Raw genomic sequence first — 17,136 nt, 5'->3', positions numbered from 1 at the left:
GTCAGGAGTCTAGATGCATAGATAGTATGTTTTTTCACTTTCGGACCTCCGACTTCTGACTTCCGACCAAAAAAACTATCTTCGTATATAACCTAACCTATGAAAGTTGATAGAGAAAAGAGTGAGTTTCTTGATGATATGATTGAGCAATGGCAAAGTGATGGCTTAATTAATGATGAAACAGGCGATAAACTCCGTAAAAGTTATGAAGCCAAAAACTTCGATTGGTTACGCCTGGCACAGTATGCTTTTTGGGTAGCCTTGGCTTGCGGTTTTATTGCACTTGGATCGCTCCTCATTGATAATTCGATCTTGAACTATTTAAAACGGGTTTACAATACACCAAACATCGTAATTGCTATTGTTTCTGGCGGATTGGCAGCATGGCTTTATATTTTAGGTTTTAAGCGAAAAAAGAAACTGGCCCATTTAAAGTTTAGTAATGAAGCTATCGTTTTCTCAGCAATTTTACTTACCGCAAATGCCATTGCTTATTTCGGGAAGGCACTAGACAATGGATCTGGCAATTTCTCCATCCTTATCCTAATATCAGTTTTCATTTATGGTGCTTTAGGTTATATATTCAATTCGCGTTTAATCTGGATTTTTGCTTTGATATCTTTAGGTGCCTGGTTTGGTACTGAAACAGGTTATTTAAGCCGTTGGAATTATTACTTCCTTGGCATGAATTATCCTTTGCGCTTTGTAGTTTTTGGCGCTGCATTAACCGCAGCGTCGTTTATTATGAAAGCTTTCCCCAAAACACACAACTTCTTTCAGGTTACTTATATCGCAGGAATGGTTTATTTGTTTGTCTCGCTTTGGGCCTTATCCGTATTCGGCAATTTTGCCAGTTTAGAAGAATGGTACAAGGTTAGACAGCTAAGCCTATTTTATTGGGCATTAATTTCAGGAGCTATCTGTGTAGCAAGTACGCTCTTTGGTTTAAAATACCGTGATGACATTGCCCGCGAGTTCGGCATTACTTTTCTCTTTATTAATCTTTATACACGCTATTTCGAATACTTCTGGGACAGTTGGCATAAAGCTTTATTCTTTTCGGTACTGGCGGCCTCTTTTTGGCTGATCGGCAGAAAAGCAGAGAAAATATGGAATGTAGAGTTTTTGAAGTAAAAGTTAACACCAGTTTAAAGTAAAAAAATCATTCTCTCAATCTATAAGATAAAATGCAAGTTAAAAAGCAAAATTTATATACAAAGATTATTGAACTGCTTAACCAAGCGAGGCAAAATGTAGCACAAACCATTAACAATACAATGGCTACTGCTTACTTCGAAATTGGCAGAATGATTGTTGAAGAAGAGCAACACGGGAAAGAAAGAGCAGAATATGGTAAACAAATTTTAAATGAACTTTCTGAAAAATTAGGTACTGAATTTGGCAAAGGTTTTTCGAAAAGAAATTTAGAACAAATGCGCCAGTTTTATTTAACTTATTCAATTGCGCAGACAGTGTCTGCGCAATTGGGAAAAGATCAGACAGCCCTTGACGAATTCAAAAATGAAGAAATTGCCGATACAGTATCCCGTAAATCTATAAATCAGCAGACACTGTCTCCGCAATTCAAACTTACATGGTCTCACTACCTTAAGTTAATCAGAATAACCGATGTAAACGAACGTAATTTTTACGAAATAGAAGCAATAAAAAATAATTGGAGTTTACGCGAGTTGCAGCGCCAATATGATTCAGCATTATATACACGTTTAGCAATAAGCAAAAACAAGGAAGAAATACGATCACTTGGCCAGAAAGGACAAATAATCGAAAAAAATAAGGATTTAATAAAAGACCCCTACGTACTGGAATTTCTAGGTATACCCGAAAAAAGCTTTTATTCAGAAAATGACTTAGAGCAAAAATTAATCGATAAACTCGAACATTTCTTATTAGAATTAGGCAATGGCTTTACCTTTGTAGCCCGTCAAAAAAGAATAACTTTCGAAGAAAAACATTTCAAAATAGATTTAGTTTTCTATAACCGTATCTTAAAGTGTTTTGTACTTATTGATTTAAAAATCGGAGAACTAAAACATCAAGATATTGGTCAGATGCAGATGTATGTGAACTATTTCGATAGAGAAGTAAAACTTGAGGATGAAAACAAAACGATCGGTATTATCCTTTGTCAAGATAAAAGTGAATCTGTTGTAAGATATACACTTCCAGAAAACAATGAACAAATTTTCGCAAGTAAGTATTTAACTGTTTTACCTAGCGAAAAGGATTTCATTAAAATCATTGAGAATTAATTCAAATGAAAATATACCAACAAGCCTTAGCACTTAGAGAACGAAGAAGAGGTTTCCATATCATTACTGATGAGGTTGAGGATGCCCTGCCTCAAATTGACGAAATTAACATTGGCATTTGCCAGGTTTTTATACAGCATACTTCTGCTTCACTTACCATCAACGAAAATGCAGATCCTACGGTTAGGGTTGATTTTGAAATGTTCTTTAATAAAACTGTAAAAGAAAATGATCCCGATTATGAGCATGACTATGAAGGATCGGACGACATGCCTGCCCACTTAAAATCGGCACTTTTGGGCAGTTCAGTAACCATTCCGATTAGAAACGGCAGATTAGCGCTTGGTACCTGGCAGGGCATTTATCTTTGCGAGCACCGCAACCATGGCGGCCAAAGAAGATTAATCGTTACAGCTTGGGGCGAATAAATAATTTTAAACTTTCTTAACTTCTTTTTTAATTTCGGGATGATTATCCTGAATGGATTTACTTCCTGTTTCTATCTCAATTTCTTTTGTGGTAACGGCATAATGAGAAGGGTAAATTTCAGATCCAAAAGCAACTGCATAAGCTTTGGTAAATTCGGCACCAAAATATAAAATGATGGAAGAATAATAAGTCCATAAAAGTACAACTACCAATGAACCTGTTGCGCCATAAGTACTCCCAACATCGCTCTGCCCTATATAAAGTGAAATGGCAAATTTACCGATCATAAATAGTAAAGCGGTAACTATTGCACCAGCAATTACATCATGCCATTTTATAATTGCATCTGGCAATACCTTAAATATTACGCCGAATATTAATGAAATAACAGCCAAGGTTACAATTTGATTAAGGATGTAAAATACGATAACAGATATTTCGGCAAAGCGGGCTTGCAAGCGATCACTAAAGGCATCGAGTACAGATGTAACCGCTAGCGAAACCAGCAGTACAAAACCTAAACTGATAATTACAGAAAATGATAGAAAACGATTTTGCAACAGCTTCACCCATCCTCTTTTCGGCTTCGGTTTTAAACCCCATATGGTATTAATAGAATCCTGAATATCGCCAAAAACGGTAGTTGCCCCAATTAATAGGGTGATGATACCGATAATTAAAGCAATGGTGCTTTTCCCATCCAGATAAGCATTCTTGATCAACTGCTGTAAGGAAACGGCCGATTCTCTACCTAAAAATCCCTCAAGCTGGGCATAAACCTGTCCTTCGGCTATTTCTCTCCCTAAAAATATACCGCACAAAGAAATAATAACCACGAGCAGTGGCGCCATGGAAAACACCGTATAATAGGCTAATGAGCCACTAAGTTTCGTTACTTTATGATCATTAAATCCTGTAAACGATGCTTTTAAAATGCCCCATATTCCTTTTAAAGTGATTTTATTCTTTGCCATAACAAACGATTTAAGATGAGATGCTCTAAACTTAAACCGCTCATATTTTGAATTGTTTGTTAATTAATGAGGCGAATACAAGATGTAAAGAAACCAAATGCACAAAAAAAGCTCCGAATTTGGTCGGAGCTTTTTCTTTATCGATTAGACGATTTTATATTATTTGGCCTTAATCCATGAAGCAATATCGTTAACTAAAGTTTCAGACACGCTTACCGCTGCTTGATACTGGGCCATTGTACCCTTTTCGGTTTGAGAACTTAACAGGTGGTTTAAGTCTGGGTAAAATTTAAGAACCACATTTTTCTTTTTACTTAAGGCAGCATTCCATAAATCAAAATCTACTTTGCCCACCTGAAAATCATTACCGCCCTGCAATACGTATATTTTAGGTTTCGAAAGGCTTTTTGCTACAGCAACCTGATTGTAGGTATTTAAATCTGTCCAATATTTTGCAGGCAGTCCTAAAATTAAAGAATCAGGTTTTATGGTAGTTCCCAACTGCGAAATTCTGCTTTTATCAATTTCCACATAAGCATCTGCCAGTTGTTTTTTAAAGGCAGCTGTTGTATCGTTAGCCTGATCGAACATATACTTATTCTGATCAACAATAATATCTGTTAGTTTTCTGGCAGGTGTTGCTGCCAAAATAATTCCTGCTAAATCAGGTGTAATGGTGGCCATTTTAGGTGCCAGCATTCCGCCTAAACTATGGCCAAATACATAAACAGCTTTAGGATTAGCGCCAACAACAGTTTTTGCGAGTGCAATAGCTGCAGTTGCATCATCCAGCACTTCTTCTTTTACTGTAAATGCTTTATTAAATTCATTCGGATAGATTAAGGTCCGTTTTACATAACGAACAGAAGCAATGCCTTTGGAGGCTAAACCGCCAGCTAAATCTTTAAAGGGTTTATTCGCACCAACTGATTCATCCATATCTGCCGGACCAGAGCCATGTACAAAAACCACAATAGGGAAATTTTTGGCATTTTTTGGCGTGGTGACAATGGCTGCCAACTGTTTTCCTGCCGGCCCAATATATACCGATTTTTCTTTGTATAAACTGGTATCAACATAAGTTGGTTTTAAATAAGCGGCCGCTTTTCGAGACGGCGCGAGGAAGATTCCGACGATTTTCTGTAGTTTATTAAAACCTAAAATAAAGTTCTGATCCCCGTTGGCAAATTTACCTTCTACCGTTACTGCGAAAAACTCGCCCTGAGCTTTACTTTGAACGGCATCTAACGATTCTGCCTTTCCATATTTTGTTCCAATATCTCCCCAAAGTTTCTTTAAACTTTCTTCCGTTAACTTCGTTTTTAAAGTATCATCAAAGAAAGCGTGGGCATCTTTAAACTTCTCTTCCTGCAACAGTTTAAAAAAGTCGTTTGCACCGTTGAACAGCTGGATCACATTTTGAGAAAATGCTGTAGTTGTAAATAATAAAGCAATTATAAATAAAAGGCTTTTTTTCATCCGTGTTTTGTTTTAATGGTAATGATTCTTCATGATTAATCCTTTTCTGGATCTAAAAAATCATGATGGTTCATGTATTGTGTTTGGTTGTTTACAATACCCAAAGTTAACAATATTTGGTTCTGAAAAGCCGCAACCTAAACTAGCCGTTTAGTTTTAACTAATTTTAACATTTGATGCCAGTTTCTTCCACAAAATGTATGGGATAAACATAATTACCAGGGCAATAAGTGGAGGGATTAAAAGCGATATGCCATCGCCAACAAATGCCCTGGAGGCAAAGGCACCAATAAAATTAATGGCAAAACCTGCATAGGCCCATTCTTTAATGACAAAAAATTTATTTTGGAGGATGGATGCCGCCCCAAGCAGTTTTGCAATACCAACAATGATGAGCAGATACATCGGATAACCGAGGTGTTTAAATACTTCTTTACCTGCTTCCTGTTGAGTAATCCCTCCAACGCCATCCATAATCATCATTAATGCGAAAATAATGGTGGCAATCCAATACCATGTTTTTAACTTCTTCATATGTATCTGTTTTTATCGTAATTTATTAACCAATTATTCCCAAAGCGATCTGTTAAATCGCCAAAAAGTGCGCCCCAAAATGTTTCCTGTAGCGGATGGGATGCCTTCCCTCCTGTTGAAAGTTTACGGTAAAAAGCCCGGGCCTCTTCTTCCGAATTACAATTCAGCATCATAGCAATCGAATTCCCCTTAACTAATCCGCGTTCTTCTACCATATCTGTTGCCATAATCACCAAATCATCTTTAGCCAAAACAGCATGCATAATACTCCGCTTCATAATATTGGGCATTTTATCAACAATAAGCGATTCTCCAATGGTTTCGAAGGTCAATTCTCCTCCCAAACAACCCTGATAGAATGTCATTGCTTCGCGGCAGTTGCCGTTAAAAGTGAGATATGAATTTATACTTGCCAATTGATTTTATTTTTTGATGCCTACCATTAAGCGCACATCTGTTTCGTTAATATACATTTCGAGGCAATAGCCGTTTGGATCAATGTTGGATTGATTGAGCAATTTTTCGAAGCTCTTCCCAATCTGGCTAACATCTTTCATAAAATCGGGAACCACTTCACTAATAAATGTTCCTTTCTTTATGGTAAAGGCTTCGACATCAAATTTCTCAGCTTCGCCATCTGTTATTTCTTCAACGGCAGCCTTATAAATAATCTCCCGTTTTTCGTTAGGCCTGCTTATTCCAAAATACCTGCGTTGCTTATCAAGTGGAAACAGGGCATGAAGTTTTTGATGTGCCGCCAAAACTCCGTTTGGGAAAGATTCGGCAGTAATGCACATTACCTTAATATCCTCATTTAAAATATACTCTTCCATTGTCATTATCGGCATTACCGCTTTAAAGATTCAACTGTAAACGATTAACAACACAAACATACGGGCAGAAATTAACAAGCTAAATATGTAGAAGCGACAATTGCGGGGGTTGTTTACGACAATTAGCCTCGTTATATTTGGATTATGAAACATGTATCTATCTTAATTCCAGAGACTGCCGTGATTGAAGCCATTGCAGATCCCCGCTATCTATTTACCGCTGTTAACGAGTTTTTACAGGCATCGGGCAAACTCCCGCTTTTTAAAGTTGAGCTTATAGGGATGACGAAAGAGGTGAGGTTGAACAATAGCCTTTTTTCTGTGCACGCCGATAAACTGTTGCATGAGGTTGAGCATACCGATCTTATATTTGTACCAGCCATTAGCGGCAATATAGGTTATGCGATGGAAGCTAACCAGGAGCTACTACCCTGGATTATAAAACATCATGCTAAAGGTGCAGAAGTAGCTTCGCTCTGTATGGGTGCATTTTTACTGGCTGCAACCGGCTTGTTAGATGGGAGGAAATGTTCTACGCATTGGCTGTTTGCCAACCAGTTTAGAGAGATGTTTCCTGAAGTAGAGCTGGTTGATGGTAGTATTATTACCGATGCTCAGGGTTTATACTCTAGCGGTGGTGCAAACTCTTACTGGAACTTACTTTTATACCTGGTTGAAAAACATACGGATAGAGATACCGCCATTTTAGCGGCAAAATACTTCGCTATTGATATCGATCGCGAGAGTCAGCTGGCTTTTATGATGTTTCAAGGGCAGAAGGGACATGAAGATGCGAAGATTAAAAAAGCGCAGGAATTTATTGATGGCAATTACCAGGATCGGATTACGGTAGATCAACTGGCCGATATGCTGGCGTTGGGTAGAAGAAGTTTTGAGCGGAGATTTAAAAGTGCGACCAAAAATACAGTAATCGAATACATTCAAAGGGTTAAGATTGAGGCTGCCAAGCGGAGTTTCGAATCGAGCAGGAAAAACATAACTGAGGTGATGTTTGATGTGGGTTATACAGACACAAAATCGTTTAGAGATGTTTTCAAAAAAATTACCGGCTTAACACCGATTGAGTACCGGAACAAATACCATAAAGCCGTACCTGTTTTACAGGTTTAACTCATTTATAGGGAAAAAATAAAAAAAATTTAAGCTGCACACAATATATTCTATTTACAGCGTTTATGTATGTGAGAGCGTTAATTTAGATGACGGGGATACTGCCTAAGGGTGGAATCCCCGTTTCTTTTTTGTTTGTTATCCTGAGGGATAATTTATTGTATAAAAATCAATACGAATGACAGGAGATTCTTTTTTCCAGTAATAGGGTGCGAGGAATCGTCATTGCGAGAAGGCTTTTTCAGCCGGCGAAGCAATCTTACAACGATCGCTATTAGCGTACGCTTTAAGATTCCCGCCTACGCGGGAATGACGATCATTCTATTGGAGTCTATCGATAGTAGCGAAGTCGAAGGTCTCTTGATCAGATTTCTCCGTTCCGCTTCACTTCATCCGATAGCTATCGGATCGAAATGATGGTAAAGTAGCTAAATAATCTATCATACATTTTAGACACATTTATTTCAAATAAAAAAAGGGGCATTGTTAAAAAATGTCCCTTTTTAAGATATATGATGGAGTTAAGAATTTTAGCTTTCTTTATCAGTAAAATCAACTGGTTTCTTTTCAAAATACTGATCGAAGTTTTGCACTTTTTTAGGTTTTAGAATTACATACAATCCTAATCCAATTAGTATTAAAGCCGTACTGATTCTTGACAGATCGAAATCAAAAATGGTTATCGCTTTAAGGGTGAATAAACCACCTATTATAGTTAAGGCTAACCAGCTGCTGCCCTGGAAGTTTTTGCGGTAACCCATCCACAAACCTACGCCTAACATGATGGTGTGCCATTTCAATATCCAGTATGGAACATCTATACCAGAATTTCTTAACAAGAACACCGAACCGATTGCTATGATTAAAACACCTAAACCAAATTGTTTATCTGCGTGATTTTTTTTGATTAAATTTTCCATGACTGTTTGTTTTTATGATTCAAATGTATCACGAATACCAATGCCGGGGAATGGCTTTTCCCTCAGTTGTGATGTTTTATCGGTGAGTGAAATAAAACTGTCGGTAAAAAATTATGAAATTTTGAGGGAGGGAGTATTTATCGGTGAAAATGTCAGTTTTGCCGCGTAAACACTAAGAAGACGGAATTAAAACTTAATTTTCTTAACTCCTTAATGTTAAAAATTTGGATCACCATGAAGAAGTTAATATAATTAAGAGAAATAATCTCAATCATTAAGATTTTGTCGTCATTCCGCTTAACAATAACGAAATGAGGGGCACAAATGAACTAATGGATAATGAACAAATGAACCAACTATCATTCGAAAATGATGATATCCGTTCCTTCGCTCATAATTACTTTTGAAGTGATGTTAATGAATAATCCATGAGCCAATAATCCATTAATCTGGTTCAGGTTAGCAGATAATTTTGCAGGATCATCAATGAGACCGAAATCGGCGTCGATAATCAGGTTACCATTGTCGGTAATAAATGTTTTGTTAGCTACAGACCTCAATATACCCTTTCCACCAAGCTCATTAATCTGATCGGACACATATTGATAGGCCAATGGAATTACCTCAACAGGAACAGTAAAAACACCCAATTTTTTAACTTTTTTAGAAGCATCGGTAATGATGATGGCATTTCTACTCAGTGAAGCAATTATCTTCTCTCTAAACAGCGCCCCGCCTCCACCTTTAATCAGATCGAGTGATTCTGTAAACTCGTCGGCTCCATCGATACTGATATCAATTTCGCTTAAATGCCCGAGATCAAGAATTTCGATGCCCAAAGATTTCGCGAGTTCTTCTGTTCGGATGGAACTTGCGGCAGCTTTTATCTTAAGCCCTTCTTTTACACGTTTACCTAATTCTTTAATGGCAAAGGTTGTGGTAGATCCCGTGCCCAGGCCTACTACATCACCATCTTTAACAAATTTTACTGCAGCCAGGGCAGCTGCTAGTTTTTCTGCATCTTGTTGCGTTTTATCTATAGTAGCCATAAAGTAAAAATAGGTTTAAATGATAAACATCGCAAAAACGAAAAAAAATTTACTGCTGATGCAATAAATCGTTTTTATAGCGTTTATGTATATGAGAGCGTTAATTTAGATGATGGGGATTCTGCAATAGTGGAATCCCCATTTCTTTTTCCCCATGAATTATGTCATCCTGAGCGTAGTCGAAGGATCTTTTCATTTAATAGACCCTGAAATAAATTACCTTCGGTGAGCTCGCTAAGGCTCGGTTTACAGCGTAGCTTTCCGCTGTGCTACAGGTCAGGGTGACGGGCTAACTTGTAGATTTCTCCTCCGAAGGAGTTCCTTTGGAACATTTCGCTGTGCTTCATCTGATAGCTATCGGATCGAAATGACGATGACCCACAACGACTCAACTACCTCACACAATCAAGGCGGAAAAATTTTACGCACAATACAATAAATCTTATTTACAGCGTTAATGTATATGAGAGCGTTAATTTAGATGATGGGGATTCTGCAATAGTGGAATCCCCATTTCTTTTATAACAAAAAAACGGCTGGTATTTCTACCAACCGTTTCCTAACAATTAAACTCACTTATTTATTTAAAGAATTTATCCAGCCTGCAATTTTTAAAGCTTCTGCTTTGGTTACTTGCGGCATTGGAGGCATTTCTGTTGAGTAACCCGGCCAATTTTGTGGCTGTGGGTTGTGGATCAACTGAAATATTTTCTCTGCTGAATACTTACGTTTTGCAATTTCTACGAACGGCGGGCCAATCTGTCTTTTGGTTTGATTGTGGCAGGCCAGACAAGTATTTTTTGTTAATAAACCCTCAACTTCTTTAAAGGTAGGTGCTTTAGCCGTAGTTGTAGGCTTAGCCGGAGTAGCGGCTCCTTTTGCTTCAGGTGCTTTTCCAGTTGTTGCCTTTGGTGCAGCTGTTTTCTTAGCAGGAACATTTACCGGTGCCGCTGAGTTTTTGGTACTTACTTCACTGGCAGAAAGTTTATTTCCATCAGGAATTTGGTTCAAGGTATAATAAGCTACCGGATGAACTAAAGAGTAAAAACCATCTTGCGATCTTAAACCATCTAATGTTAAGGTATGGATATAATATTGGCGAAGGTTTTGAACAATAATTCTGGCTTTTAAACCATCTGCCGAAACTTTAACCCCTGAGATTTTTAATTTCTCGGTGTTTACAGGAGGTGAACCATACACCGGGTGATATTTGTAAATAAAGCTTTCTGCATCATATGAAGCTAAATCTTCAGCCGATTTACGATCAACGGGCATGGTAAACTCCACTTCGAAACCATCAGGCATTACCCTAACAGCTTTCATTTCGAAAGGGGTTTTATTATTGTATACCAGTCTTTCTAAACCTTCGTTAGCATCACCTGCCGATCCCCAACCACGGTTGGTTTCTCCAACAAATAGCGAACCATCTGTCCCCCACTCTAACCTCAATACTCCAGAACGGAAACCTTTACGAAAAAGGAAGGCAGCGCCTTGTTCCTCACCTTTCACTGTCTCCATAAAAATCCTCGAAATGATACTCATTCCCTGATCACCAACTAAAATCTGACCAGCGAACGGGCCAAATGTATTTGCGGGAATTTTAACAGGTTCTGCAGAAGAGATCCCCAAAATACCATAAGGTAGCCAAACCGATGGCAAACGTAATTCAGGGAATACTTTCTTCATTTCGAATAAGGTTTTGAATGTTTCGTTTACCCTATTTTCTGGTTTAATGTATCTTCCTTGTTCGTTTTTGGTTCTACGCTCGTCTATTTGCGAGTAAAAGAAATCTGACTGCAGTTTAACCGGAGAGTTTGGTAAATTGGTCCATCTTAAACTGGCTGGATGCCCCATAAAATCACCTTTATTTACTTTCCATAAACCACCTGAACCTACCCAGTCGCCCTGATTTTCGGTATAATAAAACTGGCCATCAATAGTACCAATCCCGGCTGGCGAACGGAAACCCGCAGCATAAGGACTCATTTTACCATCTTCGGTAATGTTCATGGCCCAACCACGCATCGGCACACGGCTTTCTGCTCTCCACCATTCTTCATCGCCAAAGGCCACGTTTCCGGTAACCATAAAAGTACCATCAGGCATTAACTTCGGCCCAAAACTATATTCGTGGTAGTGCCCACTTAACGGCCATGCATAAATGGTTTCGTACACATCGGCTTTGCCATCCTGGTCTTTATCAACCAGTTTGGTCAACTCGCCGCGTTGTGCCACATATAATGCACCATTTTTATAGGCAATACCCAAAATTTCGTGCAAACCATAAGCAAATCTGCGCCAGTAAGGCTTGGCACTTGTAGGGTTTTCTACAATGTATACTTCTCCTCTACGGGTAGAAATGCCTAAATCGCCATTTGGCAAAGTAATTAGACCACCAACTTCTAAAATGGGGCCTTCGGGCACGCGTACTTTATTTATCCTGAAAAAATCTTCTTCTTTCGGTGTTTCTTGTGCAAAAACTGTAGTAAAGCTAAAACTTAATGCCAGTATTGCTAATTTTTTAAATGTATTTCTCATTGTTATTCCAATTAAAACAAAATGGTATAATTTAACTTAGTTCCAATAGCTACGATAACTTCTTTCTTGCCATCAACGTCTCTGATTACTGGTTTAGCAGCTCCATCAGCAAGTTGTATATAGTAAGATTTATCATCAATCAGGTATAAACCTTTGGCTACTTCTTCGATATTGGAAGCGGTTGCCAATAGGAAATATAGATCTTTTGATGATTTATCAACAGCAATCTCTCTCGTTAAACCTTGTCCATTTTCCATCACCTTAACGGCATCGGTAACATTTGTTCCATTAATGATGTACTTAAACTCCGGACGGTCTTGTTTATCCATTACATAACCTTTGGTTCTGAAACCAGTACCAGCAGTATCAGCAATCCACTTATCCTGATCGTTCGCTAATTTTGAAATGGCTAAAATTGGCTTTTTAGTGAAACGGGTAACACTGCCCAATGCACGTGAGGTACCGTTTCCACGGCCATCCCACATTGGCGTAGCGTCAATAAAATCGCCATGCCATCCCTGTAGTAATGTACCATTATCTAAATCGTAGCTATAAGCAACTTTTTCTGGTCCGCCTACCGAAATAGCATGTACCGAACGTACTCTTGGCGCAACATCAACAAAACTTCTGATCATGTTGTTGCTTGCTGCTTCAATGTAAATTGGATCTGCCCCACCGTTTTGGTTTGGTTTTGGAATTTCTGATAGTTCGTTAATCTGGATATTTCTGAACGCTACCGAACCGTGATCGCCCTGTAAACGTAAAGGTCCTTTTGCTTTTTCAGCTCCTGCAGCTCCTCTGGTTGCACCAAATAGCTCCACATTTTCGTGAATCAGCACACCGTTTAGTTCTGCACTGATAATTTTAGCATTTTGCGTTTTCTTTCCTGATGCATCAAATTTTGGTGCCTGGAAGATAATTTTAATGTGCTGCCATAAACCTGGCGCTTTACTTGCATTTTGACGGGGAGCAACACCTCCAAACCCTTTTTCGGCTTCAGGTTTGCTATCATCCCAACGTTGATAAATACCACCATTGTTTGATGAACTTGGGTTTTTCAGTCCCCATGCGTCATCAATCTGAATTTCGTAATTACCTTGAAGATAAATACCAGAATTTGTCCCTTTTGCAGTTAAATAATCTAATTCTACTGTTACATCACCGTATTCGTTTACGGTATATAAATCAGAACCCGCTTTTTTTGCTGTAGATTGATTAATCAATATCCCTTCACCTTTGGTTGTTTTTAAAACATTTTCGGCGTTTAGGTCGGCCACCACATTTTGGGCGAGCGACCATGAATTTGAAGGGTTTTTAAAGGCTGAAAGATCTTTGAGATCAATACGCTGGCCAAACGCCAACAGGGTTCCGCAAAGCCAGAAAATGGCTGTAAAACCCGTCTTTGAGATGTTCATATACTTGGTTTGTTAATTTTAGCCCTAAAGCTAGATATTTTGTTTAAAATCCATCGGATAAATTACTTTACCCGATGGATAATTATTTTTTCTATTTTTCTGTTGATAATGAATAAGGGAAATCAGCTGGATTTGAACCTCTGGTTTTATTCGGCGTTGCTGTCATATTGAAATTTAACACCGCACCTTTTTGCAAACCACTGTGGCTGATCCAGTTTTTAGAATATGGTTTACCGTTCATCTGTAGCGACTGAACATAACGGTTGTTATCGCTATTGGCAGCTGCATTAATCACCACAGTTTTACCATTTTCTAAAGTAACAGTTATCTTTTTAAACAAAGGAGCACCCAAAACATACTGATCAACCGCAGGTGTTACCGGATAGAAGCCCATTGCCGAAAAAACGTACCAGGCAGAAGTTTGCCCGTTATCTTCATCACCACAATATCCATCAGGAGTAGGTTTGTACATTCTGTTCATGGTTTCTCTTACCCAATATTGTGTTTTATAAGGCGCACCACCGTAGTTATACAGGTAAATCATGTGCTGGATCGGTTGGTTACCATGTGCGTACTGGCCCATGTTTGCAATCTGCATTTCGCGGATTTCGTGAATTACGCCACCGTAGGCACTCTCATCAAATACAGGAGGCATCGAGAACACAGAATCCAATTTGGTTACAAATTTACTATGGCCACCCATTAATTTGGCTAAGCCATCAACATCCTGGAAAACAGACCAGGTATAATGCCAGCTGTTGCCTTCGGTAAATGCACCGCCCCATTTAAATGGACTGAATGGGCTTTGGAAAGTTCCATCCTGATTTTTGCCACGCATTAAACCCGAAGCCGGATCGAAAAGATTCTTGTAGTTCATGGCTCTTTTCTTATAAATATCGATCTCCGAAGCCGGTTTGCCTAAAGCTCTTCCCAATTGATAAATGGTAAAATCATCATAAGAATACTCTAATGTTTTAGCGGCATTTTCATTCTTTTTCACATCGAAAGGCACATAACCCAATTCATTGTAATATTTAACACCGTCGCGGCCAACGGCTTCCATAGGGCCCTCGTTGTTTGCACCATGTTTTAAAGCCTGCCATAACGTTTCTATGTCGTAACCACGCATACCTTTGATATAAGCATCAGAAACTACCGAAGCAGAGTTGTTACCCACCATAATGTTTGCATAACCCGGACTGCTCCACTCTGGCAACCAACCGCCTTCTTTGTAATCGTTGATTAAGCCTTGTTGCATTTCCTTGTTGATTGAAGGATAAACCAGGTTTAAGAAAGGATATAATGCCCTAAAAGTGTCCCAAAAACCCGTACCAGCGAACATGTATCCTGGTAAAACCTGTCCGTTGTAAGGACTCCAGTGTACAATCTGGTTTTGTGCATCAATCTCATATAATTTATTGGGGAAGAATAAGGTACGGTACATCGCTGAATAGAAAGTACGGGTTTGATCAATTGTACCCCCTTCAACCGAAATTTTACTTAAGGTTTTGTTCCAGGTTGCTCTACCTTTTGCTTTCGTGGCATCGAAACCATCGTTAGCCAATTCTCTTTTTAGGTTCAAATCGGCCTGCTCAAAACTGATAAATGAAGAAGCCACTTTTGCAATTACCTGCTCGCCTTTTTGTGTGGCGAAACCAATAACAGCACCGGCATGATCTACAGTTAATTCTAATTCTTTATCGTTAAGTTTTTTATCATCCCAGGTTTTAGCCAGTTTGAAATCTTTGTTGAAATAGATTACAAAGTAATTTTTGAAATTTTTAGGCAGTGGGCCACGGGCATATTTAGTGGTATAACCAATAATTTTTCTTTCTGCTGGTATAATTTTAATATAAGAACCTTTATTCTGCGCATCTACTACCACATAAGCGCTATCCGTTTTAGGGAAAGTAAACCTGAACTGGGCAGAGCGTTCTGTTGGGGTAATTTCGGTGGTTACATCAGCATCTGCTAAATAAACACTGTAATAATATGGCTTAGAAATCTCTGCTTTATGGCTGAACCAACTTGCGCGGTCATCATCTGTGAATTTTAATTTGCCGGTAACGGGCATAATAGAAAAAGCGCCGTAATCGTTCATCCAGGGCGAAGGCTGATGTGTTTGTTTAAAGCCGCGGATTTTGTCGGCCTCATAAACATAAGCCCATCCATCGCCGTTTTTACCGGTTTGTGGCGACCACATATTCATTCCCCATGGCAAACCAATTGCCGGATAGGTGTTTCCGTTAGATAATGATGGCTTGGATGCCGTTCCCATTAAAGGGTTTATCCAATCTACCGGATCTGTAATTTTGCCTATTGTTTGCGCGAAGCTGGTTGATGCCGCAACACTCAATAAAGCGATAAATAATCTTTTCATTTGTTGTGTTTGTGTTTTATATGCTGGTATTTATTTTAAACTTCCGAATTTTTAATGTAATCTGCCCAAAGCGCATCTAAATCTTTACCCGTTAATTTTGTCCAGATATCTTTGGTATAAGTGTGATCTCTTAAAGAAGCATCAACCGTTTTGATTATACCCGGTTTTACACTTTTCTCCATCCAGGCAAAAAAACCTGCAGTAATGCGGTAGCTATTTTTATAACTATGTTCTGGCTTTAAAGCAGGTAGCGACCATTTGGCGCCTTCATTATCTACACCAAATTTATAGCGTGCATAATCGGCAATACCTTCTGTTAACCAGCCCGGGCCAACGCTTCGTCCATAATCTTGTACAATGTGCATCACCTCGTGGGTTACTACATCAATATCTTCAGGATGTTTCACCATCCAGATCGAACTGAAGGTTACTTTACCGTCAGCAGTTGCCGCCACGCCTTTGTAAGCTGTATCTACAAAAAATTTCACTTCTTTTATGGTAGCTGGATTATACTCTTTGGCCAGTTTTGGGTAAACTTCGAAAAAAGTTTTGATTAACCGTTTCTTCAATTGAGGGTCTAATTCCTTAAAATTGCTCTCGAACGATAATGTATAACCACTTTTCTTTGTGATTTCCTGTGCTTTTAAATGAGCTGAAAAAGCCGAAACAAACATTAGGAAGATTGAAAAAGTAAATATTTTTTTCATCTGATTATATTTTTATTATGATGGATTGTTACTTTGGTTAGCCTGTTTAGTTCTGCAAAATAAATATAATATGTAAAACGATTTAGTAAATGATCAAAAATTTTACTTTGGTGATTATTATTTTTACAAAACACGCACTGGAGCAGGCAGTTTTTATTTGCACATATCTTATAAAACTTGGCTTCTTTGTAAATTTTCTTTTAAGTGGTCGTCATTTCGAGCGGAGTGCAACGCAGTCGAAAACCACGATTGCTCAGCGAAGCTAAATCTGCCTAGATGGATCTCTCCTCCGAAGGAGTTTCTTTGGAACATTCCACTGCGTTTTAGTCGTATTCTAGGTTTACCACAATTGCAAATTTATTTTAAGAAAAACTCTTTTTTTGGGAGTTTTTCTTAGCTTTTATGACGCTCTCCTATAATTCTCGACATACATTTCTCCTCTCTTAACAAGTGAGAACATCCTTAAAATCAGTT

15 protein-coding genes are annotated in these 17,136 nt (G+C 38.5%); 4 read left to right on the top strand and 11 right to left on the bottom strand.

The genetic code is table 11. The features are described 5' to 3' along the window. Positions 1-99: 99 nt before the first annotated feature. Genes AC1DNH_RS19235 through AC1DNH_RS19225 form a run of 3 tightly spaced genes read left to right on the top strand, consistent with a single transcriptional unit; the run spans position 100 to position 2,701 of the window. Entirely contained in the window at positions 100-1,134 is a 1,035-nt protein-coding gene (locus AC1DNH_RS19235) for a DUF2157 domain-containing protein (protein ID WP_477582370.1), read from the top strand. A 53-nt stretch (positions 1,135-1,187) separates the two neighbouring features. Next, positions 1,188-2,273, top strand: a complete 1,086-nt coding sequence (locus AC1DNH_RS19230) for a PDDEXK nuclease domain-containing protein (protein ID WP_477582368.1) — start codon at positions 1,188-1,190, stop codon at positions 2,271-2,273. A gap of 5 nt (positions 2,274-2,278) precedes the next feature. After that, a complete protein-coding gene (locus AC1DNH_RS19225) occupies positions 2,279-2,701 on the top strand; it encodes a secondary thiamine-phosphate synthase enzyme YjbQ (RefSeq protein WP_057932242.1) in 423 nt (140 codons plus the stop codon). 6 nt (positions 2,702-2,707) lie between these two features. Here AC1DNH_RS19225 and AC1DNH_RS19220 read toward each other — a convergent pair whose 3' ends face one another. From AC1DNH_RS19220 to AC1DNH_RS19200, 5 genes are all read right to left on the bottom strand, one after another. Continuing rightward, entirely contained in the window at positions 2,708-3,676 is a 969-nt protein-coding gene (locus AC1DNH_RS19220) for a YihY/virulence factor BrkB family protein (protein ID WP_477582367.1), read from the bottom strand. A gap of 159 nt (positions 3,677-3,835) precedes the next feature. Beyond that, positions 3,836-5,155, bottom strand: coding sequence for an alpha/beta hydrolase (locus AC1DNH_RS19215; protein ID WP_477608496.1), 1,320 nt, complete (start codon positions 5,153-5,155; stop codon positions 3,836-3,838). A gap of 156 nt (positions 5,156-5,311) precedes the next feature. Beyond that, complete coding sequence (locus tag AC1DNH_RS19210; RefSeq protein ID WP_477582363.1) at positions 5,312-5,689, bottom strand: DoxX family protein; 378 nt, start codon at positions 5,687-5,689, stop codon at positions 5,312-5,314. Continuing rightward, positions 5,686-6,105 carry a VOC family protein gene (locus AC1DNH_RS19205; protein WP_477582361.1) on the bottom strand — a complete coding sequence of 140 codons (420 nt, stop codon included), beginning with the start codon at positions 6,103-6,105 and terminating at the stop codon, positions 5,686-5,688. The genes AC1DNH_RS19210 and AC1DNH_RS19205 overlap by 4 nt, the downstream gene beginning before the upstream one ends. Before the next feature lie 6 nt (positions 6,106-6,111). Continuing rightward, complete coding sequence (locus AC1DNH_RS19200) at positions 6,112-6,522, bottom strand: transcriptional regulator (protein WP_477582360.1); 411 nt, start codon at positions 6,520-6,522, stop codon at positions 6,112-6,114. Between the two features lie 144 nt (positions 6,523-6,666). Between AC1DNH_RS19200 and AC1DNH_RS19195 the strand changes: the two genes are divergently transcribed. Beyond that, a complete protein-coding gene (locus tag AC1DNH_RS19195; protein WP_215125498.1) occupies positions 6,667-7,653 on the top strand; it encodes a GlxA family transcriptional regulator in 987 nt (328 codons plus the stop codon). A 530-nt stretch (positions 7,654-8,183) separates the two neighbouring features. Here AC1DNH_RS19195 and AC1DNH_RS19190 read toward each other — a convergent pair. From AC1DNH_RS19190 to AC1DNH_RS19165, 6 genes are all read right to left on the bottom strand, one after another. Beyond that, positions 8,184-8,573 (bottom strand): LiaF transmembrane domain-containing protein, encoded by a 390-nt coding sequence (locus AC1DNH_RS19190; RefSeq protein WP_477611396.1) that lies wholly within the window; start codon positions 8,571-8,573, stop codon positions 8,184-8,186. Between the two features lie 359 nt (positions 8,574-8,932). Continuing rightward, on the bottom strand, positions 8,933-9,622 hold the full coding sequence (gene rpiA, locus AC1DNH_RS19185; RefSeq protein ID WP_477582053.1) for a ribose-5-phosphate isomerase RpiA: 690 nt from the start codon (positions 9,620-9,622) through the stop codon (positions 8,933-8,935). A 576-nt stretch (positions 9,623-10,198) separates the two neighbouring features. Continuing rightward, positions 10,199-12,160, bottom strand: a complete 1,962-nt coding sequence (locus AC1DNH_RS19180) for a hypothetical protein (protein WP_477582051.1) — start codon at positions 12,158-12,160, stop codon at positions 10,199-10,201. Positions 12,161-12,171: 11 nt separating this feature from the next. Next, positions 12,172-13,575 carry a 3-keto-disaccharide hydrolase gene (locus AC1DNH_RS19175; RefSeq protein ID WP_477582049.1) on the bottom strand — a complete coding sequence of 468 codons (1,404 nt, stop codon included), beginning with the start codon at positions 13,573-13,575 and terminating at the stop codon, positions 12,172-12,174. A gap of 91 nt (positions 13,576-13,666) precedes the next feature. Next, the gene (locus AC1DNH_RS19170) at positions 13,667-15,955 is read right to left on the bottom strand and encodes a GH92 family glycosyl hydrolase (protein ID WP_477582047.1); all 2,289 of its coding nucleotides are present in this window, start codon (positions 15,953-15,955) and stop codon (positions 13,667-13,669) included. A 35-nt stretch (positions 15,956-15,990) separates the two neighbouring features. Beyond that, positions 15,991-16,662, bottom strand: coding sequence for a basic secretory protein-like protein (locus AC1DNH_RS19165; RefSeq protein WP_477582045.1), 672 nt, complete (start codon positions 16,660-16,662; stop codon positions 15,991-15,993). Positions 16,663-17,136 lie beyond the last annotated feature (474 nt).

It is taken from the genome of Pedobacter sp. 01N310 (assembly GCF_056399805.1).
Note: the sequence above shows the minus strand (reverse complement) of the source record. Positions and strands in the feature narration are given on the sequence as shown.